Origin of the sequence: Streptomyces sp. NPDC008163 (assembly GCF_042956885.1) — a bacterium.
GTDB lineage: Bacteria > Actinomycetota > Actinomycetes > Streptomycetales > Streptomycetaceae > Streptomyces > Streptomyces drozdowiczii_A.
In genome coordinates this window covers 299,365-325,049 of the sequence record NZ_JBIBHG010000007.1, presented here as the reverse complement: position 1 = coordinate 325,049, position 25,685 = coordinate 299,365, and the positions used below count along the sequence as shown (strand labels likewise).

Below are 25,685 nucleotides of genomic sequence, written 5' to 3'. Positions count from 1 at the left end.
CATGGTCAGCGTGAAGAGAGTGCGCCGAAGTCGGGTGTGGCCGGGCAGGCTGCCTTTGCCCCCAGGGCGAAGTGCAGCAGCTCTACCAGGCTGGACTTGCCGGTGCCGTTGCGACTGTCCGTCTTCCTTGCTCCGGGGTGGGTATCGGCGACCAGAAGATTGAGGCCGCGCCGGAACTCAACGGGGCGGAACCGAGGATCGTCAGCGCTCAGACGACGCAGCATCGTCCCTCCTTCTGGTCGGCGAGTCGGCTCGCCTTTTCGTCAGCAGATCGTCGCGGAATTCGATCACACCGAGCGCGTACAGCACATCGAGCCCGAGGACGAACCACTGGAAGGAGACCGGAGAGTGATGGCCGAGCCGGACACGTTCGGCGCGGAATCTCGACCAGGTCTGGGTAACGGTCATCGGCATGTCGAGGACCCGCAGGATCTGCGCACCGACGGCGAGCAGGGAGCGGTCCGGGGAGATGCCCTTCGTCGGCGTGATCACGCGGCGCTCCGGTCCACCGCGCCCGGAATCCAGCCGTCGGGTGGCACGTCGAAGACGTCGCACCGCTGGAAGAAGTGGGCGACGACGATCCAGGCGCAGTACATCGAGTTCAGGCTCGGTGCGGCGTTTCCGAGGATGTACTCCTGCAGTGCGGCCCACAGCTTGTCCTGGTCATCGGTGTCGGCCCGGACCTGGTCGTAGTACACCCGGAACCCCTGGGCGACCCGGTCCGCCTCGTCCGGTGCGCCGAGCCCGGCGTAGTACCCCTCGACGAGGTGGCTATGCCCGATCCCCTGGATCAGCGCGCCGCGGACGTCACCGGACAGACCGTTCCACTCGATCTTGTACTTGTTGACTTCAGGGAGGGCCGCGAGCGGCTGCGATGTGCGCCGCTGCTCACCGAGCCGGGCAAGCAGCGCCTCGAGATCGGTGAGTCCGATGCCGTACGTCTTGTCCTGGACCGGCAGCTCACAGCCGAGGAGATCTTCCGTGGCGATTCTGTCCAGTCGCATGACGTCGTTCCACAGGCGGTGCCAGCCGTAGTGCTCCACTCGGCGTGGGCGCAGCTTCTCCTGAGCTTCGGACATCATCACGCTCAACTCCGGGTGCACGCTCTTGAGATCGTTGACCGCGAAGCGGAAGGTGTCGAAGGCATCCGGCCGTTTCACGAGCGCCTTCTCCAGATCCGAGGCGAACTTGCGCTTGACCCGGGCGATGTCGTCGGTCTGCGGTGAGTAGCACGCCCAGAGCACCCGGTCCCACAGGAGGAGCCCGTCGGCGCCCATGTCGCCGAGATTTCCGTGTGTGCGTACGGGCACGAAGTCGGGGTGCCGCAGGCTCAGAAGCTTGTGGATCAGCTGCTCGAAGCTCTCGCCCGGTATATCGGTGAGCTGCTGGCGCAGGGTGAGCTGTGCCAGCATGCGCTGAGTGAAGTCCACGTGGTCGATTCCCCCGTCGAAGTGGTCAGACTCTGCCGCGAAGAGCGCTCAAGGAAGTGCCGTCGTCCGTGTGCCAGGCATCCCAGCCGTTGGCCTTTGCTCCGGTCACCGCCTCGCACGCACCGGACGGCGAGGTGCAGATCCGGCCGTCATCCAGCCGAAGACTTCCCTCGGCGGTGATGTGCGCGCGGTGCTCCTGGCCTAGGTTGCGGCGGCGCCAGGTCAGTCGCTGCCCCGGCCGTAGCAGTCCTGAAGCGATCAACTTGGCGAGGGCGCCTGGCTGGACCGTTACCTCGTCCAGGGCAAGCAGGCGTCGTAGCACGCTGTTTGGTGTGTCGATCAGCGGCTTGGCCTCGCGCTGCAGGCGCGCGAAGACTTCTGCGTCAACGGTGATGCTGTGCTTGGACACCGACCCCTCTTTCTTCGGAGGATTTTTCTCTCCGCATCGTGTCGAGAAAAAAAGTATTACCAGTCCCGCGACGGTTTGTCAACCCCTGGTGCGTGGGGTGCGTATGACGACGTGGTTACAGATCGCGAGTGCCGAGACCTTCTGGGAGGGTTTGGGCTCGCTCCGTGAGCCGTCCCGGGACCTGGCCCGCGAGGCGATGGGGAAGTTTCAGCAACTGATGAACCGGCAATTTCCAGCGTAAAAGGCCTTTATCCGAAATTTGTGGTTGGCTTCCGCGATCCGCTGCGCGCCTCCCGGCCGACGCGAGGCATCATGCTGCTCGCGCAACGAGGGCAGTGACGTGTTCGTCTTTGGTCGCGTCGTTTCCCGCGGCAAGGCGTGGTCCTGGACCAAGCGGTGGCTGTACTCCGCCGACGTAGCCACCCGTTGTCTCGAAGTTCGCGATCTGGCCGTCATGGACAGGCCACCTCGCTCTTCGCCTGGGAGGTCGAGGCAGTGCCGAAGCTCTTGTTTGCCGGGTGGTCGGACACCGTGCCGAGCCACCTCGGCATCGGCGACGTAACGCCTCGCGCCGCCTGCGGCGCATCGGCAAGGTGCAGCCGGAGACGTCCGGGTCGCTGATGCCGGAGGACCAGTTCGAGGGGCTGTGGCTGCTAGCCGAAGGGTTCGAGTCCGTGGACATCTACCGTGACCTCTTCTCGGCGCGACAGGCGGTTGCCGTCGAGGAGGCCGAGGGCAAGCAGGGCGAACTGACGTCGCCGTCAGTCGTCCCCGTAGCCGGATCGTCCTGGTTGCGGGGCGAGGGTAGCTCGCCGGAACTCACCCGCGGCCTCGACTGTACTGGCTACAGCTGAGCGCCAGAGCTCCCCCACTGATGGCGGGCAGGGCGGGCGAGGGCCCCGGTTGTGACCACATGGCGCGGCGCTGTCTTTGCTGCTCCCGCTTTACCTGGCGTGACTGGCCCAGGCATACGTCCTTCCGATGCTCGCGGAGGGTGATGAGAATTCAACGGGAGTGACGGGGGTGCCACGGTGGAGCAGGGCCAAGGGAGCACGACGGACAACGATTCGGACCCGGACCTCATGGACGCGGCGGGGCTGACCGCGGAACCTGAAGGGGAAGATGACGAGGGGTGAGGCTCGTCTCTGGCGGGGTCTTGGGCTATAGGGCGAAGCGCTTCTCCGGGAGAGTGGCCGATGCACAGCTGCGGGCTCCGCGACTTGCGTGGTTCGGCGGCGTCGCGTACAGCAGCTTGAATCAGCAGATACGAACAGGGCAGGCGCCGCTTTGGCGCTCGCTCTGTGTACGCCCGAAGGGCCGTCAGAATGGCTCTGAACAGGTATTACTCTCATGCGGCTGTGGGCAGACCGTGGGATGCCTTCCGAACCGGGGGACGTATGTGGGACGAGGAGCTCAAGGCGAGGGTGGAAAACCGGGCAAAGTGCACTCCTGGGCAACGAAAAAGCCCTCCGCAAGTGATCTTGCGGAGGGCTGAAAATGTCCTCTGACCTGCATAAACGTGCGCCCCCGGCAGGACTCGAACCTGCGGCCAAGTGCTTAGAAGGCACCTGCTCTATCCACTGAGCTACGGGGGCCGGGTGGTGGCTGCGGTGGTCAGAAGCCCCGGGACCCGGGCGGTACGTGACCTTGCCGGGACAAGGATAGGGCTCCGATCGGCTCGACCTCGTTGCTTCACCTGCGTGGCACGATGTGGAGGTTCGGTGAAGCGAGACGATAATCGCAGGTAGGCCCGGATCACGCACCGCTTTTGGCGCTTCACGCCACGGGTGTTGTGCACTCGTTATGCCTGCGCCCCACTCATCCCCTCTGTCCGGACGGGGGAACCGGCGCGCAGAGGTGGCTATACGCTTCAAAAAGGCGCCAAAATTGGGCATTCTTCGCATGTGGTGACCTTGGACGTACGGCCTCAGCTCATCGACGCACTCTCCGCCCTGCGCGACTGTGTCGCCGCCGTGCGTCTCCCACTCCCGCTCCCGGGAGCCCCCCGCGCCAGGCAGACCCGGACCGAGCTGCTCGCCCAGCTCGACGACTACCTGCTGCCCCGGCTCAAGGACCCCGAGGCGCCCCTGCTCGCCGTCATCGGCGGGTCGACCGGCGCCGGCAAGTCGACGCTCGTCAATTCGCTGGTGGGGCGCCGGGTCAGCGAGGCCGGGGTGCTGCGGCCCACCACCCGCACGCCCGTCCTGGTCTGCCACCCGGACGACCAGCACTGGTTCGCGGGCGTACGGGTGCTGCCGCAGCTCACCCGGGTCTGGCTGCCGCCCGAGGAGTACGCCGAGCCCGGCCAGTGCGACGACCTCGAAGGACCCGACGGCCACGCGGCCGAGGAGGGCACCGCGCTGCGCGTCGAGACCGCCCCCGGGCTGCCGCGCGGGCTCGCCCTGCTGGACGCCCCCGACATCGACTCCCTCGTCGTCCGCAACCGGGTCCTGGCCGCCGAACTCATCTGCGCCGCCGACATCTGGGTCATGGTCACGACGGCCTCCCGGTACGCCGACGCCGTGCCCTGGCATCTGCTGCGTACCGCCAAGGAGTACAACGCCTCGCTGGTCACCGTCCTCGACCGCGTCCCGCACCAGGTGATCGCCGAGGTCTCCCGGCAGTACGGGGCCCTGCTCACCAAGGCCGGGCTCGGCGAGGTGCCCCGGTTCACCATCCCCGAACTGCCCGAATCGGCGGGCGGCGGCAGGGGCCTCCTGCCCACCACCGCCGTCGCCCCGCTCCGCGCCTGGCTCGCGCACCGCGCCCAGGACCCCGCCGCCCGCCAGCAGGCCGTCGGCCGGACCGCCGCCGGGGTCATCGACTCCCTCGACGTCCGGATGCCCGCGCTCGCCGGCGCCGTCGCCGCGCAGTACGCCGCCGCCGTACGGCTCACCGGTGTGGTCGAGGAGGCGTACGGGAAGGAGGGCGCCCGGCTCCGGCGCAGGCTGAAGAACGGCGGCGCGCTCGCCGGCGACGCCCGGACCAGGTGGCGCGGCTACCCCACGTACAGCACCTCCGAGGAAGTGCTCGACGCGCTGGTCGAGAGCCTGGCCGCGCTCCTGGAGTGCGGCGTCGCCGCCGCCGACGAGCAGATCCGCGCCGTCTGGCGCAAGGAGCCCGCGGCCTCGGCCTTCGCCTTCGAGGCGGCGGGCCGCGAGGAGGGCGGCTGGGGACCGGCCGAGGACATCCGGGGCCGGATCGACATGACCGTACGCAGGTGGCGCCGCATCCTCGAAGAACTCGCCGAAGAGGAACTGCGCCTGATGGAGCGCAACACCGCCCCCGACCCCGAGACCGTCGCCGCCCTGCTGGCCGCCGCCCTGCTCGGCGGACGCCGCGCCCGCACCGCCGGCGAACAACTCGCCGAACGCATGGGCGTGCAGGGCGCGCTGCGGCTGCGCGACAAGGGCGGCGCGCTGCTCACCAACTGCCTCGACCACGTGCTGAACGGCGAACGCGACCGGCGGCTCGCCCCCCTAGACACCCTCGACGTGGCCCCCGAGCCGCAGGCCGAACTCATTGCCGCGCTGTCCCTACTGCAGAAGGAGAGGTGGCAGCGATGACTGCCGTCACTGACGAGAATCCGGGGCAGGGCGGGACCGGGGAGCAGCTGTCCGACGCGTCGGACTCCGGCGCCTCGCGCCCCGGCACCGGCTGGGACGACGGGCTGATCGCCCGGCGCGCGCAGGCCGACCGCAAGGAGGCCGAGCAGACCCCGGACGAGATTCCCGAGGAGGAGGACGGCGGACGGCCGCAGGTCGAGGCGTACGTGGACTCCGGCAGCCCGCTCCGGCCGCGTCTGGACGCCCTGCGCGAGCTCGTCGGCCTCTCCCGGGCCCGTCTGGACCGGGCCGCGCTCGCCGAGGCGGGCCGGGTGCTGGACGAGGCGGCGGCCCGCCAGCGGCTCTCCTCCCGGCACACCGTCGTCGCCGTCGCCGGGGCGAGCGGCAGTGGGAAGTCGGCCCTCTTCAACGCGCTGACCGGCGCCCAGCTCTCCGAGACCGGCCTGCGCCGCCCCACCACCTCGTCCCCGCTCGCCTGCTCCTGGACCGACGGGGCCGCCGGACTGCTCGACCGCCTCGCCGTGCCCGGCAGGCTCCGGCGCAGGCCGGCGCCGGGCGCGGCGGCCGACGAGGCGCTCCAGGGCCTGGTCCTGGTCGACCTGCCCGACCACGACTCGGCGGCCAAGGGCCACCGCGACCAGGTCGACCGGGTGCTCGCGCTGGTCGACGCGGTGATCTGGGTGGTGGACCCGGAGAAGTACGCGGACGCCGCCCTGCACGAGCGCTATCTGCGCCCGCTGGCCGGCCACGCCGAGGTCACCTTCGTCGTGCTCAACCAGATCGACCGGCTTCCGGGCGAGGCCGCCGACCAGGTCCTGGACGACCTGCGGCGGCTGCTGGACGAGGACGGCATGGCGCTCGGCGAGCACGGCGAGCCCGGAGCGACCGTCCTGCCGCTGTCCGCCCTGACCGGTGAGGGCGTCGGCGAACTGCGGGAGCTGCTGGGCCGGTTCGTCCAGGACCGCACGGCGGCCACGCGGCGCCTGTCCGCCGATGTGGACGCCGCGGCGGCCAGGCTCCGCCCGGTGTACGTCGCCGAGGGGCGGCCCGGTCTGGGGGAGCGGGCCCGGGAGGAGTTCACGGACCGGCTCGCGGAGGCCGTGGGCGCGGCCGCGGCGGGCCAGGCGGCCGAACGCGAGTGGCGCCGCAACGCCGGACGGGCCTGCGGCACGCCGTGGCTGCGGCTGTGGCGCTGGTACGAGGCGGCCCGGCGGCCGGGCAGCCGGGACCGGGTCCCGCTCGCCGCCCCGCCCGAGGAACGGCTCACCGCTCGCCAGCGCGTGGAGCAGGCCGTGCGCACGGTCGCGGACGACGCCGCCGCCGGACTGCCCGGGCCCTGGGCACAGGCGGTGCGGGAGGCCGCGGTGCACGGGGCGCAGGGGCTGCCGGACGCGCTGGACGAACTGGCCGGGCGGGTGGCGGGCGGCGAGACGGCCGTGCGGGGCGCGGGCGGCGGTGCGGTGTGCGCGACGGCGTCGGAGCCCGCGGGCGGCCCGGCGGGCAGGGGCCGGGGCGGGCGCGCCGCCGGGAGGCCGCCGCGTCCCGCGTGGTGGCCGGCGGCGGTCCTGGCGCAGGTCGCTATGACGCTGGTGCAGATCTTCGGCGGCCTGTGGCTGGCCGGTCAGATCATCGGGGTGCTGGAGCCGGGGCTGCTGACGCCCGCTCTGGTGATGCTCGGGGGCATCGTGGGCGGCCCGCTCGTCGAGTGGTCGTGCGCGGCGGCGGCCCGGGGCCCCGCCCGGCGCTACGGGCAGGAGGCCGAACGGCGGCTGCGCGAGGCGGCGGCGGCCTGCGGCCGGGCCAGGGTGCTCGATCCGGTCGCGGCCGAGCTGATGCGCTACCGCGAAGTGCGGGAACGCTATGTGGCGGTGACGGAGTTTTCCACAACGGGCCGTTAGTCCACAGCCCCCAGCAGGATTTCCGCCTCCCCTCCAGCATGGGACCGGTGACCGCGCGTACGGCGCGGCCACGGGATCCGGGCGAAGGGGAGGCGGAGTCATGAACGAGACCCTGGTGACGCTGGTGGGCAACGCGGCGACGGCGGTGGAGTTCCGGGAGACGGCGAGCGGGGGCATGGCCCGGTTCAGGTTCGCGGTGACGCCCCGGCGGTGGGACCGGGTCAAGGAGGCCTGGGCCGACGGGCACACGAGCTTCTACACCGTGTGGGCGTGGCGCACGCTGGCCCAGAATCTGACGGGCTCGGTCGCGGTGGGGGAGCCGCTGGTGGTGCACGGCAGGCTGAAGGTGCGCGAGGAGGAGCTGGAGGGGCAGCGCCGGACCTTCGTGGACATCGAGGCGGTGGCGGTCGGCCACGATCTGACCCGGGGCACCGCCGCGTTCCGCCGGGTGGTCAGGGGCGAGCCGGGGCTGACGTCGAGGTACGGTCCGGCGCCGGTCGCGGCGGGGGCCGATCCGTGGGCGGTGCGGGAGGCGCCGGAGGAGCGGACCGGGGACGGCGGGGGCGAGGACGGTGGGGCCGAGGAGGCGGTGAACGGGGGCGAACCGGCGGCCGGCGGGGAGGCGTCCAAGGAGCCGGTGGTGGCGGAGCGGCCGGCCGCCCGACGGCGGACGGTGCGTCAGAGGAGCGGAGCCGCAGCCCGGAAGCCCGACTCCGGCCTGGTGACCGCGTGATGAGCGCGCGCGCCGGGGCCGGTGGGGGCAACAGGGCGCGCGTGGCACGTGATAACGATTGCGATTCGGAATGGTTGTCGGATGGTATGACGGGGGACTGTTCATGGCTCGGTCCATAGGATCTCCCCGTACTCACAAGGCACTTGAGTAGCAGGCGGGACAATCCCCACACGCGTACCGGGCGCGAGGGTCTCGCCCGGAGGGGAAATAAGTGTTTTCTGCTTCTTCAGCGACCGCTTCGTCTTCCAAGGCGACGGCCCCGAACGCACGGCGTGGGCGCATAGCCCGGCTGACCGCTTCCGCGATGGCGTCCGGCCTCGTCGTGGCCGGAGCCCTCGTCGGCGCCGGCACCGCGACGGCCGACGAGGTGCCCGCGCACCAGGGCGGGGCCACCGCCGTGCTGGACGGTCTCAAGACGTATGACACCGCCTACGTCCACGACGGCGGCAAGCAGGACAAGGTGTCCGCCGGCCTGTTCGAGATGAACGTCGACGGGGGCGGCACGCTCAAGACGTACTGCATCGACATCCACAACCACACCCAGGACCAGGCGAAGTACCTGGAGACCCCCTGGAACCAGACCTCGCTCGGCAGCAACAAGGACGCCGGCAAGATCCTCTGGGTCCTGCAGCACTCCTACCCGCAGGTGAACGACCTCTCGAAGCTCGCCGAGGCGGCCGGCACCGGCGCGCTCACCGAGAAGACCGCGGCGGCCGGCACCCAGGTCGCGATCTGGCGCTTCTCCGACCACGTCGACGTGACCGCCCAGGACGAGCAGGCGGAGAAGCTCGCGGACTGGCTGCAGAAGTCCGCCACCGACATCGCCGAGCCCAAGGCGTCCCTGGCGCTCGACCCGGTCGCGGTCTCCGGCCGCTCCGGTGAGCGTGTCGGCCCGGTCACCGTCCGCACCAACGCCGGCCAGGCCACGGTGACTCCGCCGGCGGACCTCGCCAGCGGTGTGAAGGTCACCGACAAGGAGGGCAAGCCCGTCACCACGGCGTCCGACGGCGACCAGCTCTACTTCGACGTGCCCGCCGGCTCCGACGAGGGCAACGCCTCGCTGACCGTCCAGGCCGCCACCTCCGTCCCGGTCGGCCGCGCCTTCGCCGGGGTCACCAAGAGCCAGACCCAGATCCTGGCCGGCTCCAGCGAGTCGACGGTCTCCGCGACCGCCACCGCCAGCTGGGCCAAGAAGGGCCCGATCCCGACGGCCACCGCCGAGAAGAACTGCGACAAGGGCGGCGTCGACATCACCGTCGGCAACCAGGGCGACGAGGCGTTCACCTTCCAGCTCGACGGCAAGGAGAACACCGTCGAGGCGGGCAAGACCGTGACCGTCACCGTGCCCGTCGCCGAGGACCAGGCGTACGACGTCACGGTCACCGGCCCGGGCGGCTTCTCCAAGACCTTCAAGGGCGTCCTGGACTGCAAGACCACGAGCAGCGGCACCGGCGGCAGCAGCACCGGTGGCACCGACACCCAGACCGGTGGTGACAAGCCCACCACGACCACGGCCACGGCCGGCGGCAGCACGGGCGGCGACGACACCAACCTCGCCGAGACCGGCAGCTCCAGCGCCACCCCGATGATCGCGGGCATCGCCATCGCCCTGGTCGTCGTCGGCGGCGGCGCGGTGGTGCTCCTGCGCCGCAAGGGCCGCACCGCCAGTGAGTGACCAGCGGTAGCACACCGTCACACGCACTGATCAAGGCCCCGGCAGGCTTCGGCCCGCCGGGGCCTTCGCGCACCCCCGCCCCGTCACCCCGCCCGCCCCACGCGTACCGCGACCCGGGACCGCGCGTATCGCGCACCGGACCGGTTTCCGTCAAGAGGCGGCCGTCAGGCAAGATGGGGTGTATCTGCCCACACATCGATTGCCGGACGGTTTCTCTTGGCTGAGTTCATCTACACCATGCGCAAGACGCGCAAGGCGCACGGCGACAAGGTGATCCTCGATGACGTCACCCTGAACTTCCTGCCCGGCGCGAAGATCGGTGTCGTGGGGCCCAACGGCGCCGGTAAGTCCACGGTGCTGAAGATCATGGCGGGCCTGGAGCAGCCGTCCAACGGTGACGCGTTCCTGTCGCCCGGTTTCAGCGTCGGCATCCTCATGCAGGAGCCGGAGCTCGACGAGAACAAGACGGTCCTGGAGAACGTGCAGGACGGCGCCGCCGAGGTCATGGGGAAGCTCAAGCGCTTCAACGAGGTCGCCGAGCTGATGGCGACCGACTACTCGGACGCGCTCATGGACGAGATGGGCAAGCTCCAGGAGGACCTGGACCACGCCAACGCGTGGGACCTGGACGCCCAGCTGGAGCAGGCCATGGACGCCCTGGGCTGCCCGCCCGGCGACTGGCCCGTCGTCAACCTCTCCGGTGGCGAGAAGCGCCGCGTCGCGCTCTGCAAGCTCCTCATCGAGGCGCCCGACCTGCTGCTCCTCGACGAGCCCACCAACCACCTCGACGCCGAGTCGGTGAACTGGCTGGAGCAGCACCTCTCCAAGTACGCGGGCGCCGTCGTGGCCGTCACCCACGACCGCTACTTCCTCAACAACGTCGCCGAGTGGATCCTCGAACTGGACCGCGGCCGCGCGCTCCCGTACGAGGGCAACTACTCCACGTACCTCGACAAGAAGGCCGCCCGCCTCAAGGTCGAGGGCCGCAAGGACGAGAAGCGCCAGAAGCGGCTCAAGGAAGAGCTGGAGTGGGTGCGGTCCAACGCCAAGGGGCGCCAGACCAAGTCCAAGGCCCGTCTCGCCCGTTACGAGGAGATGGCCGCCGAGGCGGACAAGATGCGGAAGCTGGACTTCGAGGAGATCCAGATCCCGCCGGGGCCGCGCCTCGGTTCCATCGTGGTCGAGGTCGAGAACCTGTCGAAGGCGTTCGGCGACAAGGTCCTCATCGAGGACCTGTCGTTCACGCTGCCGCGCAACGGCATCGTCGGCGTCATCGGTCCGAACGGCGCCGGCAAGACCACGCTGTTCAAGATGATCCAGGGCCTGGAGACGCCGGACAGCGGCTCCATCAAGGTCGGCGACACGGTCAAGATCTCCTACGTCGACCAGTCCCGCGCCAACATCGACCCGAAGAAGACCCTCTGGGCCGTCGTCTCGGACGAGCTGGACTACATCAACGTCGGCCAGGTCGAGATGCCCTCGCGGGCGTACGTCTCCGCCTTCGGCTTCAAGGGCCCGGACCAGCAGAAGCCGGCCGGTGTCCTCTCCGGTGGTGAGCGCAACCGCCTCAACCTGGCGCTGACGCTCAAGGAGGGCGGCAACCTGCTGCTCCTCGACGAGCCCACCAACGACCTCGACGTCGAGACCCTGTCCTCCCTGGAGAACGCCCTCCTGGAGTTCCCCGGTGCGGCCGTGGTCATCTCCCACGACCGCTGGTTCCTGGACCGCGTCGCCACGCACATCCTGGCGTACGAGGGCGACTCCAAGTGGTACTGGTTCGAGGGCAACTTCGAGTCGTACGAGAAGAACAAGATCGACCGCCTCGGCCCGGACGCGGCCCGCCCGCACCGCGCCACGTACAAGAAGCTCACGCGAGGCTGATCGTCTTGGCTCGTCACATCTACAGCTGCCCGCTGCGCTGGTCGGACATGGACGCCTTCGGCCACGTCAACAACGTGGTCTTCCTCCGCTATCTGGAGGAGGCGCGGATCGACTTCATGTTCCGGCTGGCGCCCGGGGACGGCTCGCCGTCCTTCGCGGGCGGTTCGGTCGTGGCGCGGCACGAGATCGACTACGTACGGCCCCTGGTCCACCGGCACCGGCCGGTGACCGTCGAGTCCTGGGTCACGAAGATAGGCGCCGCGTCCCTGACGATCGCCTACGAGATCAAGGACCCGGACCAGGTCTACGTACGCGCCTCGACGGTCGTCGTGCCGTACGACCTGGCCGCCGAGCGCCCCCGGCGCATCTCCCCGGAGGAGAAGCGGTTCCTCCAGGAGTACCTGGCCGAGGAGCCCGCCGCGGTATGACCGTATCCGTAGAGTCGCTGCGGTTCGCCGACGCGAGGGAGGCCGCCGATCTCGGCGCCTTCCTCGGCCGGCTGCTCCACTACGACCGTGCCGCCGCCGTCCGCCTCCAGGCGGGCGGCGGCGCGCTCGCCGTGTTCGGCAGGCCCCCGTCCTTCGACGTGCTGGCGATCCGCACGGCCCGGCTCGCCGACCCGCACGACCTCGACGTCACCGTGTCGGCCGGCGACCTCCTGGAGGCCCTGCCGGACGAAGGCCCGGGCGCCGCCGTCCTGCCCGCGCCGGTCACCGGACCGCCCTGGGCCGGTGTCCTCCCCCCGCGCGGCGGCTGGCGGGAGCGGGCCGGGCTGCCCGGCCCCGTCGCCCTGCGCGCCGCGCTCACCGCCGCCGTCAACGAATTCCGGGTCCGCGACGAGGCCCTGCCCGAGGACCGGCGCACCCGCGCCGAGCGGGACCGCATCGGCCACGACATCTGGTCGCGCACCCTCGCGAGCACCGAACTCCCGCTCCGCGCGGTGCACGCCGCCCAGTCCCTCGGCTTCCTGCGCGCCGACCCCGCCTTCCCGGTCGCCCTCCTGGCAGCCGGCAGCTGGCTGCGCCTGCGCACCCCGTACGGCTCCGTCGCCCTGCGCAGGGCCGGCGCGGCGGGTGGCCTGGGCAACCTCGCCGTCTCCGTAACGGGCTGAATCCCGCGTTCTGCGAAGCCCCGCTCACCACCGCATCCGCACGTCCTCCGCCCACCCCAGCAGCCGCTCCACCGCGATCCGGGTCCCGTCGTCCGCGCGGACCGTGCCGTCGTAGTGGCCGAACAACTGGTCGGTGCGGTTGGCCAGCGCCCCCGCCTCGGTGCGGACGCGGCGGTTGTGGAACGGGGTGAACGTCAGGTCGACCTGCCCGGTCAGCGGGGTGCGGACCGTCCACGGCCGGAGCGGGTCCGAGGCCGACCAGCGCCAGTCCAGTTCCTCGCCGATCTTGCTGAGCCGGCCGTCCACGCAGAGCGCGTTCTCCGTGGAGCCGGTGCCCAGCGTCCACTGCCCGCCGAGCTGGACGCCCAGGGTGTGCCCGTCGGTGCGGCCGGACGCGGCGCCCCAGTTCCAGCGGACCGTACGCGGCCAGCGGCCCCGGCCGTGGTCCAGGACGGCCCAGGTGTCGTCCCCGTCGAAGTCCAGGAACTCGCCCCCCACCCGGACCCGGCCGGAGGCGGGCAGCGCGGTCTGCTTGGAGGTGTACTGGAAGCGGCGGCTGCTCCACGGCACGACGACGGAGAGCGATTCGTGGCCCGCCGGCCGGGCGACCAGGAGGTCCACCTCCACCGGCACCCGCTCCGGGGTCAGACAGCGGGCCCGCAGCCGGGTGCCGCCCGGCTCGTCGCGGATCTCCACGCGCACCTTGCCGCCCGTCGGGCGCGCCGGGCCCGTCACCACGTCCGGGGCGCCGGGGGAGCCGGCCACGGTCTCGGGGAGGCGGGCGCCGAGGCCGCCGGGAAGGATCGCCGTACGTTCCAGCTCCAGGCCGCCGGGCGCGTACTCCAGCAGGTAGACGCTGTTCAGGGCGAGGAAGTCCAGATCGCCGACGGTCAGCGCCACCAGATGGGTGGGCGTCGTGACGCACCAGTACTCCCAGCGCTTCGTCCGGCCCCAGCCGCGCAGATTGGCGCGATGCAGCGGGGTCCGCGACCAGCCGACCGCCGCCGGGTCGAGGCGGCCGTCCGGCAGGCACAGGTCGACCGGCCCGGTGATCTCGCGTTCGAACGTCGTCATGGCCGGATCCTAACGGCCGGTCACCCGGCCCACCGGGGCGGTCACTCGCCCTTCGGGCCGTCCGGCCACACCCCGATGTGGTCCTGTTCCAGCTCCAGCACCACCCGGTGCTCCATGCCCAGCGCCTCGGTGTAATCGGCGGGCAGCTGCAGCCGTCCAGCGCGGTCGAGCATCGCGTACTCGCGGGCGACCTGGGACTCCTGCCCGGTCGCCGCGTCGACCTCGGTGCGGCGCAGCACCTCGAAGGACGTGCGGCCATCGCGGATCGCGACCGTACGGCGCACCTCGTCGGCCACCGCCTGGTCATGGGTGACGATCACGATGGTCGTGCCCAGCTCCTCGTTGGCCCGGCGGAACGCGGCGAAGACCTGCTCGCCGGTGGCCGAGTCGAGTTCGCCGGTCGGCTCGTCGGCGAGCAGCACCGAGGGGGAGTTGGCGAGCGAGACGGCGATGGCCACCCGCTGCTGCTGGCCGCCCGACATCTGCCGCGGGCGCCGGTCGCGGCAGTCCTCGACCTCCAGCATCTTCAGCAACGCCTCGGCACGGGCGGTCCGTTCGCGGTTGCGGCCCCGGCCGCGCAGCTGCATGGGCAGGGTGACGTTCTGGATCGCCGTGAGATACGGCAGCAGGTTGCGGCCGGTCTGCTGCCAGACGAAGCCGACCACGTCCCGGCGGTAGCGGAGGCGTTCCTTCTGCCCCATGGAGAGCAGGTCGCAGCCCGCCACCTTCGCCGCCCCGGCCGTGGGCTCGTCCAGGCCCGCCAGGATGTTCATCAGCGTCGACTTGCCGCTGCCGGACGCGCCGACCAGCGCCAGCAACTCGCCCTTCTCCACCAGCAGATCGAGGCCCTGGAGGGCCTGCACCTCCACCCCGTCCGTGGTGAAGATGCGCACCAGCCGGTCGCAGGCGATCAGTGCGTCGTGGCCGTAGGAGGGCCGGTCGCGCCGGGCGGTGGCCCGCTGTTCGAGCTCGGCCAGCGTGGAATCGGTCGACGGCGTCGTCATCGGGAGTCTCCTGCCCTGAGTTCGGTGATCGATCCGCGGCGGCCGGCCCACCACGCCTGCACCCCGGCCACCGCCCCGGTGAGCACGATGACACCGAGCGCCGGGAGGACCAGCGACCACGGATCGGTGCGCAGCGGCGCGGTGTCCAGCGGGCCGGTGCCGGAGCCGGACGAGAGTGCCAGGTGTACGAGGTCGACCCCAGGGGCCAGCAGGGCGATGGTCGCCCAGCCGACGAGGAGCCCGCCGACCGCCGCGAGCAGCGCCTGCGGCAGGGCCTCGAAGCCCAGCAGCCGGCCGCCCTGCCGGGAGGTCAGGCCCATGGTGCGCAGCCGGGCCAGCAGCGTGGTGCGCTCCGGTGCGGTCTGGAGCAGCGAGAGCAGGACGGCGAGCAGGGCGTATCCGGCGCCCGCGATGATCGCCGCCAGATAGATCCGCTCCGCCCCGGACTGCATCGGCGTGTCGACGTACGTGGCACGTTCCTCGGAGCGCAGCTGTACGGCGATCTTCTCGTCCGGGTGCCGGGCCGCCGCGCGCAGTTCCTTCGCGTCCAGCCCGGAACCGGTCAGCAGCAGCGCCGTGGTCTGCCGGTGGGTGAACGCGGCGGCGTCCACGACGATGAAGGAGCTGCCGTCCACGGCGGGCGTGCGGGTGACCGTTGCGGCGGCCTTCACTTGGAAGTTCCCGGCCAGCGCGCGCAGGCCGAGCGGCCGGCCGCCGAGGCGTTCGGCGACGGACGGCGAGACCAGGGCGGGCACGACGCGGCCCTCGTCCGGTGCCGCCCCCGCGCTCTTCGCCCGCAGCCGGTCGGCGGGGAACGGGCCGAGCCCGGTGGAGCGGGCCAGCGCGGAGTACGTCGCCGGGTCGACGCCGACCAGGGTGGTGCCCTTGGCGTCCTGGGTGCCGTCGCCCGCGGCCGGCAGGGCCACCCCGAACTCGACCTGGACCCGGGCCGATCCGCGTACCCCCTCGGCCTTCTCCACCGCGCGGACCAGACCGGCCGACAGCGGTACGGAGTCGGCCTCTCCGGTGACCCGGGCGTCCGCGCCGGTGGCCAGGACGGCGGCGTCGTCGCGGGCGTCCGCGACCCCCGCGAGCACCGATCCGCCGAACGCGGCCGTGGTCAGCGCGACCAGCAGGGCCAGCAGCGGCAGGGTGCCGGCGGCCGAGGTGCGGCCGGCCCGGGCCAGCGACAGGAAGCCGACCGCCCCGCGCAGCCGGGACACCGAGCGCAGGGCCAGCCGCAGCGGCAGCGGGTAGAGCCGGACCAGCACCACCGCCGCGATCAGCCCGACCAGGACCGGCGCGGCGCTGACCAGCAGGTCGGTGCCGCCCTCCGCGTCCGTGCCGCGCCGGCGCAGCGCGAGGACCGCGCCCACGGCCAGGACGAGCAGCGTGAGCTCGGCGACGGTGCGCCGCCGGGACGGGCGGGCGGTCGCCAGGTCGTCCCGGCCGACGTGGGTCTGCGGGGTGCGGTGTCGCAGCGCGGTGCGCAGCGGGAGCGCGGCGCAGACCAGCACGACGACCGCCCCGGCGCCGACCGCGGCCGGCCACAGCCGGGCCTCGCCCACGGTGAGCGCGGCGAGCAGCAGGCCCAGCGCCCCGGCGGGCACCGCGGCGACCGCCGTCTCGGCGAGGAGCCTGCCACCGATGCCCCGCAGGGAGCCGCCCCGGGCCCGCAGCAGGGCGAGTTCGGCGTGTCTGCGGCTCGCGAGGAGCCCGCCCGTCATCAGCAGGACGACGACGGCGACCGCACCGATGCCGACGGCGGCGACGGTGACGACCGGCTGGATCGCCGACCGCATCCCGTCGTACCCCGTCAGGATCTCGTCCAGGTCCGTCGCCATGCTCACCGTGGCACCGGCCACGTCGCGCAGGGCCAGCAGCCCGGGACCGCCCTCCAGCGAGGCCACGGAGGTCCGCAGCTCCGGCACGTCCAGCGCGGTGAGGCGCGAGACGTCCGGGGCGATCCGCCAGTACAGCTCGGGCTGTCCGGCGGTGGCGAGCAGGGCGGGCGCGGCGTCCGGCGGCAGGAGCAGCGCCGCGATCCAGTAGTAGCGGGGCGTGTCCTTGGTGGGCTTGGCCACCAGCGAGGGCGTCCGCAGCAGCGGCTCGGACGACCAGTAGGAGCCCGCCGGGTTCTTCGGGGCGACGATGCCGGTGATCCGTACGGTCAGGGTGTCCTCGCCCCGGGTGGGGACGGCGATCGTCGCGCCGGTCCTGATCCGCAGCGCCTTCGCGGTCTCCTCGGTGACGGCGGCCTGGACCTCCCCGGTGGTCATCGACACCGTGCCGGGCGTGGCCGGCCAGCTGCCGGTGCGCAGGGTGGCGTGGGAGGACAGCCCGGACTGGGTGACGTACGTGAGGGCCGGGTCCAGGCCGTAGGGGCGCGGGAACCACGGCTCGCCGGCCGCGATCGGGGTCGAGGTGCGCACCCCGTACGCCGATTCGGCGGTGTCGGCGCGCAGCGGAGCGGGCAGCCGCTTCAGGACCTGCGCGTGGGCGGCGGCCATGGTGTCCTCGCGCACCGCGGCCTCGCGCGCCGCCGGGCGCAGTTCGAGGCCGGGCTGGGGGCCCTTCAGCTCCAGCACGCTGTGCGCCGGGGTCGCCGCGCCGAGGTCGTGGCGCAGCCCCTTCGTCTCGTACGCGTCGACGGAGCGCGGGAAGGCGGCCGCGAGGAACGCGGTCACCAGCACCAGCAGCGCGAACGCGCAGGCGGTGCCGGGTGCCGTGCGCAGCCGGGTGCGCACCCAGGGGGCGCAGGCGGTGGCGGGGCGGGCGCTCATGTCAGTTGTCCCCCTGGGTGCGCAGCGAGGTCGCGGGGTCGGCGCGGCGCAGGGCCAGGGCGGCGACGATGAGGAGGGGCAGGGCGGCGACTCCGGCCAGCAGGGCGGCGACCTGTCCGGGCGGCAGCTGGACCAGGACCGGCGGCACCGGCTGGGCGGCCTGACCGGTCAGCACGATCAACGGCACCACCGCCCGGGTCAGCAGGGCCCCGAGCAGCGCCCCGACCAGCAGCGCGATCGCGATCAGGACGCCCTGCTCGGCGGCGGTCATCCGGGCCAGCTGGCGGCGCGGGGTGCCCAGCGCCCTGAGCACGGCGAACTCGGCGGCGCGTTCCCGCTGCGAGCCGGTCGCGGCCACCGCGAAGCCGACCGCGGCCAGCGCGGCGGCGATCACCGCGACGGCGAGCAGCGCGGACTGCGGGCCCGCCCCCAGCGGGTCGGTGACCAGCTCGTCGGCGATCTCGTCGCGCACCTGGACCTGGACGGGGTCGGTGTCGGGCCGTGCGCGCAGCGCGGCGGCCACGTCCGCCGTCCGGCCGGGCTCGGTGCTCAGCCACCACTCCGTGGCGGTCAGCCGGGCGGTGGGGCGGGCGGCGAAGACCTCGCCGAGTGCGCGCAGGTCCAGCAGGAGCGCCCCGCCGTCCCTGGCCCGCTGGGACTCGGCCGACGCGGTGGAGGAGCCCGAGCCGGGTCCGGTGGTGGGCAGCCGGTGCACGGTCCGGCTGATCGTCACCCGCACCGTCTCGCCGGCCAGCGTCACGTCGACCGCCTGCCCCGGCCCGGCCCCGGTCGCCTTGAGGTACGCGTCCGTGGCGACGGCGTTCAGGGCCGGGGCCTCGGGGCGGGCGGCGGTGAGCCGGACGCCGATCGTGGGGATCGCGTACGCCGCGTCCTCGGCGGTCACCGATCCGGTGGAGTAGCCCACGGCGAGGGGGGTCGCGGCGGACGCGGCGGGGGTGAGCGGCACGCCCGGCTTCGGCTCCTCCACGAGGGAGTCCTCGGTCCGTTCGCCCTGCCAGCGGAAGCCGTCCGGGACCGGGACGGGGCGCTCGGTGCCGTCGGCGGCGGTGGTCCGCAGCGCGGTCACGGCCAGCCGGCGCGACTCCGCGCGGCCCACGGGCTGCTTGCCGGTCAGCTCGATCCCGGTGACGGCGAACCCCCCGGCGGCCGCCACGGCGACGGAGAGCGGGTGCGCCCTCCCGTCGGCCGGGACGGACCCGGCGACGACCTGGTAGGGCAGGCCGTAGCGGTCCTCCAGGAGGACGGAGACCCGGGCGGTCATGCCGGACGGCGAGACCTTGCCGGGGGCCCCGTCGGCGGATATCCGTACGTCGAAGTGGAGCCGGGTGCTGTGCTCCGGCAGCGGCAGCCCGACGCGGGCGGCCTTCGGCGGGGTCAGCGTGTCGAAGAGCCCCGCCACCGGACCGTTCCCGAGGTCGCCGCGCATCAGCATCCGCTCGTCGGCGTGCGCGGTGTCCAGGGCCAGGATCTCGGCGGTGCGCTCGCCGGAGAGGCCGACGGTCGTACGGAACGCGGGCGCCGCCGCACGGACACCCGGCAGCTGCCCGTACGCGGGTGCCTTCGCCGGGTCCGCGTTGATCCCGGCGGTCATGCGGACCGAGGCTCCGGACCGGAAGTCGGCCTGGTCGCTCTGCGAGCGGTTCCACGACGCGCTCTGGCCGATCGCCAGCATGCCCATCGCCACCGCGAGGACCAGCAGCAGCACGGGCCCGGCCCCGCGCAGCGGCCGGCGGCTGAACTGCCAGCCCGCCAGGGCCGTCGCCAGCCCCCGCCCGCCGGACGCGCGCCGCTCCGCGAGCCTGGCGGCGGGCGGCAGCAGACGCAGCGTCAGTACGGTGCCGGCGAGCAGCGCCAGTGCGGGCGCGGCCACCAGCAGCGGGTCGATCCCGAGCCCGCCCGACCGGTCCCCGCTGAGCGCGCCGCTCCCCGAGCCCTTCGTCTGCCGGTCCAGCTGCCAGTACGCCACCGCCGCTACGAGCAGCAGCGCGAGGTCGGCGCCCGCCCGCACCGGGCCCGGCAGCGCGGCGGAACGCGTGGTGCGCCGCCCCGTGCCGCCGGCGGTCAGGGCGGGCGCCACGACCGCGAGCGCGCAGGCCAGCGCGGTGACGGCGGCGACCAGCCAGACCTGGCCGGTGACACCGGTGTCCAGGCGGAGCCCGATCCGGGAGAGCTCGCCGCGGTCCGCGAGGAGCCGGGTCAGCGGGCCGGAGAGCAGAGGCGCGACGACGGCCGCCGGCAGCGCGAGGAGCAGCGCCTCGGCGGAGGCGAGCCAGGTGATCCGGGCCCGCGAACCACCGCGCGCCCGCAGCAGCTCGGTCTCGCCCGCGCGCTCGCTGCTGAGCAGCCGGGCCACGAGGAGCAGGGCGTATCCGGCGAGCAGGACGAGCTGCACGGCCACGATGGTGAGCGTCGAGCGGGAGACCAGCAGGGCGCGGTCGATCTGTTCCAGGACGGTGGGCAGCGAGGTCCGCGCGGTGCCCCCGTCCTGGAACTCGGGGGCGGCCAGCAGCCTCTTGGGGCCGGCGGTCGCCGCGTCGCGCAGCGCCGCCATCCGGTCCGTGGTGACCGGGCGGAAGTCGGCGGACGCCAGCCAGGACATCTCGCCCGGGCTGGTCCGGCCCGAGCCGAGCACGGCGGGGTCGGTGAGCAGGGGACCGTACGTGGTGAAGACGACCTTGCGGACTCCGCGCCCGCCGAGCGCGTCCAGCTGCCAGTACGGATCGGCCTGGTCGGCTGCCTTGTAGAGCCCGGTGACCGTCACGTCCACCGGCTTGCCGCCCAGCCGGTCGGTGAGCCTCAGCCGGGCGCCGGGCTTCAGTGACAGGGCCTCCGCGGCGGACGCGGGCAGGGCCACCTCGACGGGGGCGCCGCTCTTCCCCGCTCCGGCGGCGGGCATGCGGCCGGCGGTGAGGCGGACGCGGCTGCGGTCCAGCGAGGCGAAGTGCGTGAGGTCGGGGTCACCGCGCCGGGCGGCCGGGTCCTGGAGGCTGCGCGGCAGCGCGTACGGGCCGGACGCCTCCAGCTTCCGCACGGTCACCGGCAGTCCGTCGAAGGTCTCCCGGGCGGCCCGGCGCGCCGCCGCGTCGGCCGGCCGGCGCTCGGCCGGTTCCAGCTGCGCGGAGACCACCAGCGAGGCGGGCACGGCGGAGCGGTGGGTGAGCGTGTGGCGCAGCGCGGCGTCGCCGACGGAACCGGAGAACGCGGTGAGCGCGGCCAGGACCGAGGTGGTCAGGAGCACGGCCAGCACGGCCGCCGCGAGGAGGAGCCGGTGCGCCCTCACCCGCAGAAAGACGAACCCCGTCACTTGCCCCCCAGTCACCACTCACCGCACGCGCGCCCCCCGGCGTTGTCTGGATGCTGTCAGACGGCCCGTGCCCGTGGAAACCGCTTACGGGTACAACTTGATGCATTCGTGACCGCTATCCGGCCGCGGATTACCGGATTCCGCACGGATGCGGGCGGTCCGTGACCGGAGGTCAGCCGTCGGTGTTCACCATCGAGGCGGCCGCGTAGGTGAGGTAGTCCCAGAGCGTGCGCTCGTGCTCCGGGGCGAGGCCCAGCTCGTCCAGCGCGACGCGCATGTGGTGCAGCCAGGCGTCGTGCGCGGCGCGATCCACCCGGAACGGCGCGTGCCGCATCCGCAGCCGGGGGTGCCCGCGCCGGTCGCTGTAGGTGCGCGGCCCGCCCCAGTACTGCATGAGGAACAGAGCGAACCGCTCCTCGGCGGGACCGAGGTCCTCCTCCGGGTACATCGGCCGCAGCAGCGGGTCCTCGGCGACGCCCTGGTAGAAGCGGTGGACCAGGCGCCGGAAGGTCTCCTCGCCACCGACCTGCTCGTAGAAGGTCAGCTCCTGCACCGTGTCGCGCGGAATCTCAGTCACCCGTCCATGGTCGCAGACGTGCGGCGCGACGGAGCGGCCGGTGAGAGGCTTCCCTCCTCACCGGCCGCTCGGTCGCGCGCCGTTGATCAGTCCCGGCGGACCGTGATCGTCGTCCACGCGCCGACATGCACCTGGTCGCCGTCCTGGAGCGGAACGGGGACGTAGGGCTGGATCGGCTCCTCGGCGCCGTTGACCGTCGTGCCGTTGGTGGAGTTCTGGTCGACCACGGCCCAGCTGCCGTCCGGCTGCTGCACCAGCACGGCGTGCTGGTGGGAGACGCCCGGGTCCTCCGGCGGCACCGACAGGTCGATGTCCGGGGACTCGCCCGTGCTGTGCCGGCGGCGGCCGATCGTGATCTGTCCGCCGGTGAGCGCGAGCTGCTGCTCCGGGGAGTACGCGGGCAGGTTGAGCCCGGTCGCCTCGGGGCCGCTGCGCTGCATCATCGCCAGGAAGTAGTCACGGTCGGGCGCGATGAACGCGGTCCAGTTGTTGGACAGCGGCGGCCGGCCGGGACCGGGACCGTGCTGCGGACCGGGTTCGCCGTGCTGTCCGGGGCCGGGGCCCTGGGGGCCGCCGTGCTGCGGACCCGGGCCGTGTTGGCCGGGACCCTGCGGCCCGGGGCCGTGCGGACCCGGGCCCTGCTGACCCGGGAACGGCGGCTGCGGGCCCGGGCCCGGCGGGGGCGCGGGCTGCGACGGCGGGGACAGCAGCCAGTCGTCGCCGTCGGAGCGCGGCGGGGCCGGCGGGGGCGCCGTGTGCTGCTGGAAGGCGGGCGGCGCGCCCTGCTGCTGGAACGGCGGCGGCGAGCTCTGCGGGCCGCCCTGCGGACCCTGCTGGTACGGGGGCGGGGGCGGCGGCCCCTGCCGGCCCTGCGGACCGGGGCCGGGGCCCTGCGGACCGGGGCCCTGAGGGCCGGGGCCCTGCTGTCCGGGGCCGCCCTGGCCGAACGGCGGCGGGCCGCCCTGCGGGCCCTGGCCGAAGGGCGGCTGCCCCTGGCCCTGGTGGCCGGACTGGCCCGGGCCCGTGGAGAGGGGCTCGGCGGACCGGTTCATCTGGGAGGGGCGGGAGCCCTGGTAGTCGAAGGGGTCGCGGGACTGCGGCGGGCCGGGCGGCTGCTGCTGCGCCGGGAAGCCGGACGGCCGGTTGCCCGCCGGGCCGGGGTCGCCCGGGATGTTGTGGCGGGGGGCCAGCGGGGTGTAGGACGTCGCCGTGTTCGTGAGGAAGTTCCAGCGGCACTCCTCGCAGTACGGCGCCATCGCCTCGCGCGGCGTGCGGCACTGCGGGCACAGCTCGGCCTGGGCGGTCGCGTCCGGGTCGTGCGGCCGGGGGTATCCGTAACCGTGTGCGGGCGGTGGGGGAGGCGGCGGGGGGACCGCACCCGCAGGCGCACCCGCCCCGGTCATGCGGTGGCCGCAGACCTCGCACCAGTCCTCGGAACCCGACTGGTGTCCGTTCGGGCAGGTCGGCATGTCGGCGCTTCCCCCTCTCCTTCTCCGGCCCGCAGGCCGTCATGTGGCGTGCTCCGCCGCCCGGCGGACCTGAACCGGCGGGCGGCTGATCGTTGCGGATATGTGGTTATTTCTTGACGCGGACCGTCTTCGTGGAGCGCGTTTCGAGAGTCATCTCGTCCGCTTCCGCGACCTTCGCCTTCAGTCGCACAGTACCCGTCGCCGCATCGACGACGTCTACCACCTTCGAAAGCAGTTTCGCAGTGTCCTCGTTCCCGGACGCCGACGCCAACTGCACCGCTCGGCCCAGTTTGGCCGTGGCCCCGTCGAAGTCTCCCGACTTGCGGGCATCGAGCCCCTGCTGGATGACTTGTGCCAGTTCGGCCTGGCCCGTGTAGTGCGCCACCTGCGGATTGATCGAGGTCGACGCCACCATGTCGTCCGTCCACACCGCCCGTACCAGCCCCTGCGAGAGCGTCTGCGGCGCCCCGCCCGACGGGTCGGGAAGGATCAGCGAGACCCGGGCGGCGAGCATCTCCTGCCCGATACCGGCCTCCGGGACCCGGACGCACACGTGGTAGTCGCGGGACTCGTCGCCCCAGGAACCGGTCGGATAGTCCCCGGCGCGGGGGCCCGCCTCGGTGCGGCGGCCGGTCAGGTCGGCGACCGTCGGCGCCACCTGCTTCACGAACTGGATCTCCACGCCGACCGGGGTCCAGAGCCGCAGCGCCACGTCCGCGACCTCCTTGCCCATGGCGTTCTCCATCATCCGCGTGAAGTCCGCCGCCAGCCCGGCCGGGTCGGCGACGATGTCGGCGGTGCCCAGGAGCGCCGAGGCGATCCCTGTGACTTCTTTCACCTCCCAGTCGGTGCCGACCCCGCGGGCGTCACAGGTGAAGCGGCCCGCACAGGCGTCGAGCGCCGCGCGCAGGTCCTCGGGCGACTCGTGCTCGTTGCGGCCGTCGGTGAGCAGGATGCCGTGCCGGATGTCCACGTCCGCCGCGCCGAGCAGCCGGTCCGCCAGCCGCAGCCAGGTCCCGATCGCCGTGCCGCCGCCCGCGCTCAGCCGGCGCAGCGCCTCCCGGGCCTCGGCCCGGGTCCGCGGGTCGGCGACCGCGAGCCGGCCGTTGCCCGGGTAGACCTCCCTGGCCACGTGCGTCCCGGCGACCACGGCGAACGAGGTGCCGTCGCGCAGGGTGTCCACGGCCGCCGCCGTCGCGTCGCGGGCGTTGCGCATCTTGGTCGGCGGGTAGTCCATCGAACCCGAGCAGTCGACCATGATCACCACGGCGGCTCCGGCGGCCTGTCCCGGCAGCGGCACGCCCCCGGTGGTGCCGCCCCCGGTCGAGGTGACCGTGATGATGCCGTTGACCTCCCGGCCGCCCTCGGGCAGGAACTCGTTCTGGTACACCTCGACGGAGAACTGCGGCACGTTCGACTTGGAGAAGTTGGCCATCTGATCGGCTCCTTGAGGCTCCACGTCTCGGATGAAGCCAGAGATACGGACAAAGGCGCAGGAGGGCGGAAAACCCCCCAGGCATCAGGCGGAGCCTGCCCCTTGCGGTGACACGGCGAACGGCAGCAGGGCCACTGTTACGTTGTCGTGGCCGCCACCGTCCAGGGCGTGGCCGACCAGCACCTGGGCGCCGTGCAGCGGACGGGCGTACGCGTCCCCGGGCACCGCGGCGGCCATCTCGGCGGCGGACTCCGCGTAGTTCCACAGGCCGTCCGTGCAGACCACCACGACGCCCGGCCGGTCCGGCTTGAACGAGGCGGTGTGCGGCTCCAGTTCGTACGCGTCCGCGCCGAGCCAGCCCGTGATGGCGTGGGCGCGCTCGTCCGCGTACGCCTCCGCCTCGTTCATCAGGCCCGTCGCCACCATCTGCGCGGCCCACGAGTCGTCCTCGGTGAGCCGGGCGGGCGCGGTGGAGCGGTCCTCGGGCACCCAGTACACGCGGCTGTCGCCGACCCAGCCGACGACGAGCAGGCCGCTCGCCATGACCGCGCCGACCAGGGTGCACGCGGGGGCGTTCTGGTGGCGGTGCGCCTCGCGCTCCGGGCCGTCCGGCTCCTGGGCCAGCCGGTTGACCGACTCCGCCGCCGCCACGATCGCCTCGTGCATCGCCTGCTGCGGATGCGTGCCGCGCGGCAGCGATCCCAGCAGGGACTCGTTGGCGGCACTCGCCGCGGCGGCTGACGCCTCGTCGGGCCGGCTGGCCGAAGACACCCCGTCGCAGACGATCGCCACGACGGCCGCCGAGCCGTCCGGCAGGGCCGTCGTGGACACCGCGAACGAGTCCTCGTTGCGGTGGTGGCGCAGCCCCCGGTCGCTCACCGCGGCGACCGAGCCGAGCTCCTGCTCCATGTGGTCGCGCTCGCGCGGCTGCGCGTGGCCGCAGTTCTCGCAGTAGCCGTCGCCGTCGACCCGCCCGGCTCGGCAGGCCACGCACACCTTGCCGCCGGCCGGCGGGGCCGGGGCGGGCGCGGGGGCCTGCGGGGGCTCCGGGACCGCCCGGGGGTCGGGCGCCGCGCCCGGGGCGGCCAGCTCGAAGTCGCCGGAGGCGCCGGGACCGTCGTGACGGACCCCGGAGACCGGGTCCGCGGCCGCCGCACCCGGCGTGGTGATGGCGACCGTCGGGCGGTCGCGGGGCGGCTCGGGCACGGCCGACAGGTCGTACCCGCAGGCGCCGCAGAACAGGTCGCCCTGCTCCAGCGGCTCCTCACAGCCGGGGCACCTCGGCAAGGCGGTCTCCTGGTGGTTCTGCGACATG

The 25,685-nt window shown here is 73.2% G+C and carries 19 protein-coding genes, 1 tRNA gene and 1 pseudogene; 8 read left to right on the top strand and 13 right to left on the bottom strand.

Annotated features, from left to right (window positions below):
* Window positions 1-5 precede the first annotated feature (5 nt).
* Genes ACFZAT_RS18375 through ACFZAT_RS18360 form a run of 4 tightly spaced genes read right to left on the bottom strand, consistent with a single transcriptional unit; the run spans window position 6 to window position 1,839 of the window.
* Complete coding sequence (locus ACFZAT_RS18375; protein ID WP_391265251.1) at window positions 6-224, bottom strand: hypothetical protein; 219 nt, start codon at window positions 222-224, stop codon at window positions 6-8.
* Entirely contained in the window at window positions 202-492 is a 291-nt protein-coding gene (locus tag ACFZAT_RS18370) for an ABC-three component system middle component 6 (protein ID WP_391265250.1), read from the bottom strand. The genes ACFZAT_RS18375 and ACFZAT_RS18370 overlap by 23 nt, the downstream gene beginning before the upstream one ends.
* Window positions 489-1,412, bottom strand: coding sequence for an ABC-three component system protein (locus tag ACFZAT_RS18365; protein WP_391265249.1), 924 nt, complete (start codon window positions 1,410-1,412; stop codon window positions 489-491). Before ACFZAT_RS18365 ends, ACFZAT_RS18370 begins: the two co-directional genes overlap by 4 nt.
* Before the next feature lie 43 nt (window positions 1,413-1,455).
* Window positions 1,456-1,839, bottom strand: a complete 384-nt coding sequence (locus ACFZAT_RS18360; protein WP_391265248.1) for a DUF4357 domain-containing protein — start codon at window positions 1,837-1,839, stop codon at window positions 1,456-1,458.
* 593 nt (window positions 1,840-2,432) lie between these two features.
* Between ACFZAT_RS18360 and ACFZAT_RS18355 the strand changes: the two genes are divergently transcribed.
* Window positions 2,433-2,693: a hypothetical protein gene (locus ACFZAT_RS18355; RefSeq protein ID WP_391265247.1), complete on the top strand. Its 261-nt coding sequence runs from the start codon at window positions 2,433-2,435 to the stop codon at window positions 2,691-2,693.
* A gap of 668 nt (window positions 2,694-3,361) precedes the next feature.
* On the opposite strand, the gene ACFZAT_RS18350 is transcribed toward ACFZAT_RS18355, so the two are convergent.
* Window positions 3,362-3,434, bottom strand: a tRNA-Arg gene (locus ACFZAT_RS18350).
* A gap of 318 nt (window positions 3,435-3,752) precedes the next feature.
* Between ACFZAT_RS18350 and ACFZAT_RS18345 the strand changes: the two genes are divergently transcribed.
* The 7 genes and pseudogenes from ACFZAT_RS18345 to ACFZAT_RS18315 all read left to right on the top strand — a co-directional run bounded on the left by ACFZAT_RS18345 (window position 3,753) and on the right by ACFZAT_RS18315 (window position 12,703).
* Window positions 3,753-5,405, top strand: coding sequence for a dynamin family protein (locus tag ACFZAT_RS18345; RefSeq protein ID WP_391265309.1), 1,653 nt, complete (start codon window positions 3,753-3,755; stop codon window positions 5,403-5,405).
* Complete coding sequence (locus tag ACFZAT_RS18340; protein ID WP_391265246.1) at window positions 5,402-7,303, top strand: GTPase; 1,902 nt, start codon at window positions 5,402-5,404, stop codon at window positions 7,301-7,303. The genes ACFZAT_RS18345 and ACFZAT_RS18340 overlap by 4 nt, the downstream gene beginning before the upstream one ends.
* A gap of 100 nt (window positions 7,304-7,403) precedes the next feature.
* Window positions 7,404-7,784: pseudogene (locus tag ACFZAT_RS18335) on the top strand (single-stranded DNA-binding protein); the annotation flags it as partial.
* 556 nt (window positions 7,785-8,340) lie between these two features.
* Entirely contained in the window at window positions 8,341-9,711 is a 1,371-nt protein-coding gene (locus ACFZAT_RS18330) for an LAETG motif-containing sortase-dependent surface protein (protein ID WP_391265245.1), read from the top strand.
* 216 nt (window positions 9,712-9,927) lie between these two features.
* Window positions 9,928-11,592 (top strand): energy-dependent translational throttle protein EttA, encoded by a 1,665-nt coding sequence (gene ettA / locus ACFZAT_RS18325; RefSeq protein ID WP_073965149.1) that lies wholly within the window; start codon window positions 9,928-9,930, stop codon window positions 11,590-11,592.
* Window positions 11,593-11,597: 5 nt separating this feature from the next.
* The gene (locus tag ACFZAT_RS18320) at window positions 11,598-12,020 is read left to right on the top strand and encodes a thioesterase family protein (protein WP_026171908.1); all 423 of its coding nucleotides are present in this window, start codon (window positions 11,598-11,600) and stop codon (window positions 12,018-12,020) included.
* The gene (locus ACFZAT_RS18315; protein WP_391265244.1) at window positions 12,017-12,703 is read left to right on the top strand and encodes a hypothetical protein; all 687 of its coding nucleotides are present in this window, start codon (window positions 12,017-12,019) and stop codon (window positions 12,701-12,703) included. Before ACFZAT_RS18320 ends, ACFZAT_RS18315 begins: the two co-directional genes overlap by 4 nt.
* Window positions 12,704-12,727: 24 nt before the next feature.
* Here the strand turns inward: ACFZAT_RS18315 and ACFZAT_RS18310 are convergent, their stop codons facing one another.
* The 8 genes from ACFZAT_RS18310 to ACFZAT_RS18275 form a co-directional block, all read right to left on the bottom strand.
* Entirely contained in the window at window positions 12,728-13,777 is a 1,050-nt protein-coding gene (locus tag ACFZAT_RS18310) for a DUF2804 family protein (RefSeq protein WP_391265243.1), read from the bottom strand.
* Between the two features lie 41 nt (window positions 13,778-13,818).
* Window positions 13,819-14,781 carry an ATP-binding cassette domain-containing protein gene (locus ACFZAT_RS18305; RefSeq protein WP_391265242.1) on the bottom strand — a complete coding sequence of 321 codons (963 nt, stop codon included), beginning with the start codon at window positions 14,779-14,781 and terminating at the stop codon, window positions 13,819-13,821.
* On the bottom strand, window positions 14,778-17,564 hold the full coding sequence (locus ACFZAT_RS18300) for an FtsX-like permease family protein (protein ID WP_391265241.1): 2,787 nt from the start codon (window positions 17,562-17,564) through the stop codon (window positions 14,778-14,780). The genes ACFZAT_RS18305 and ACFZAT_RS18300 overlap by 4 nt, the downstream gene beginning before the upstream one ends.
* A 1-nt stretch (window position 17,565) precedes the next feature.
* Window positions 17,566-20,889 (bottom strand): FtsX-like permease family protein, encoded by a 3,324-nt coding sequence (locus tag ACFZAT_RS18295; RefSeq protein WP_391265240.1) that lies wholly within the window; start codon window positions 20,887-20,889, stop codon window positions 17,566-17,568.
* 172 nt (window positions 20,890-21,061) lie between these two features.
* Window positions 21,062-21,466 carry a globin gene (locus tag ACFZAT_RS18290; RefSeq protein WP_073965576.1) on the bottom strand — a complete coding sequence of 135 codons (405 nt, stop codon included), beginning with the start codon at window positions 21,464-21,466 and terminating at the stop codon, window positions 21,062-21,064.
* Between the two features lie 86 nt (window positions 21,467-21,552).
* Window positions 21,553-22,935 carry an FHA domain-containing protein gene (locus ACFZAT_RS18285; RefSeq protein WP_391265239.1) on the bottom strand — a complete coding sequence of 461 codons (1,383 nt, stop codon included), beginning with the start codon at window positions 22,933-22,935 and terminating at the stop codon, window positions 21,553-21,555.
* Between the two features lie 106 nt (window positions 22,936-23,041).
* Window positions 23,042-24,370, bottom strand: coding sequence for a VWA domain-containing protein (locus ACFZAT_RS18280; RefSeq protein WP_391265238.1), 1,329 nt, complete (start codon window positions 24,368-24,370; stop codon window positions 23,042-23,044).
* 84 nt (window positions 24,371-24,454) lie between these two features.
* Window positions 24,455-25,684, bottom strand: a complete 1,230-nt coding sequence (locus ACFZAT_RS18275; RefSeq protein ID WP_391265237.1) for a protein phosphatase 2C domain-containing protein — start codon at window positions 25,682-25,684, stop codon at window positions 24,455-24,457.
* Between the last annotated feature and the right edge of the window lies 1 nt (window position 25,685).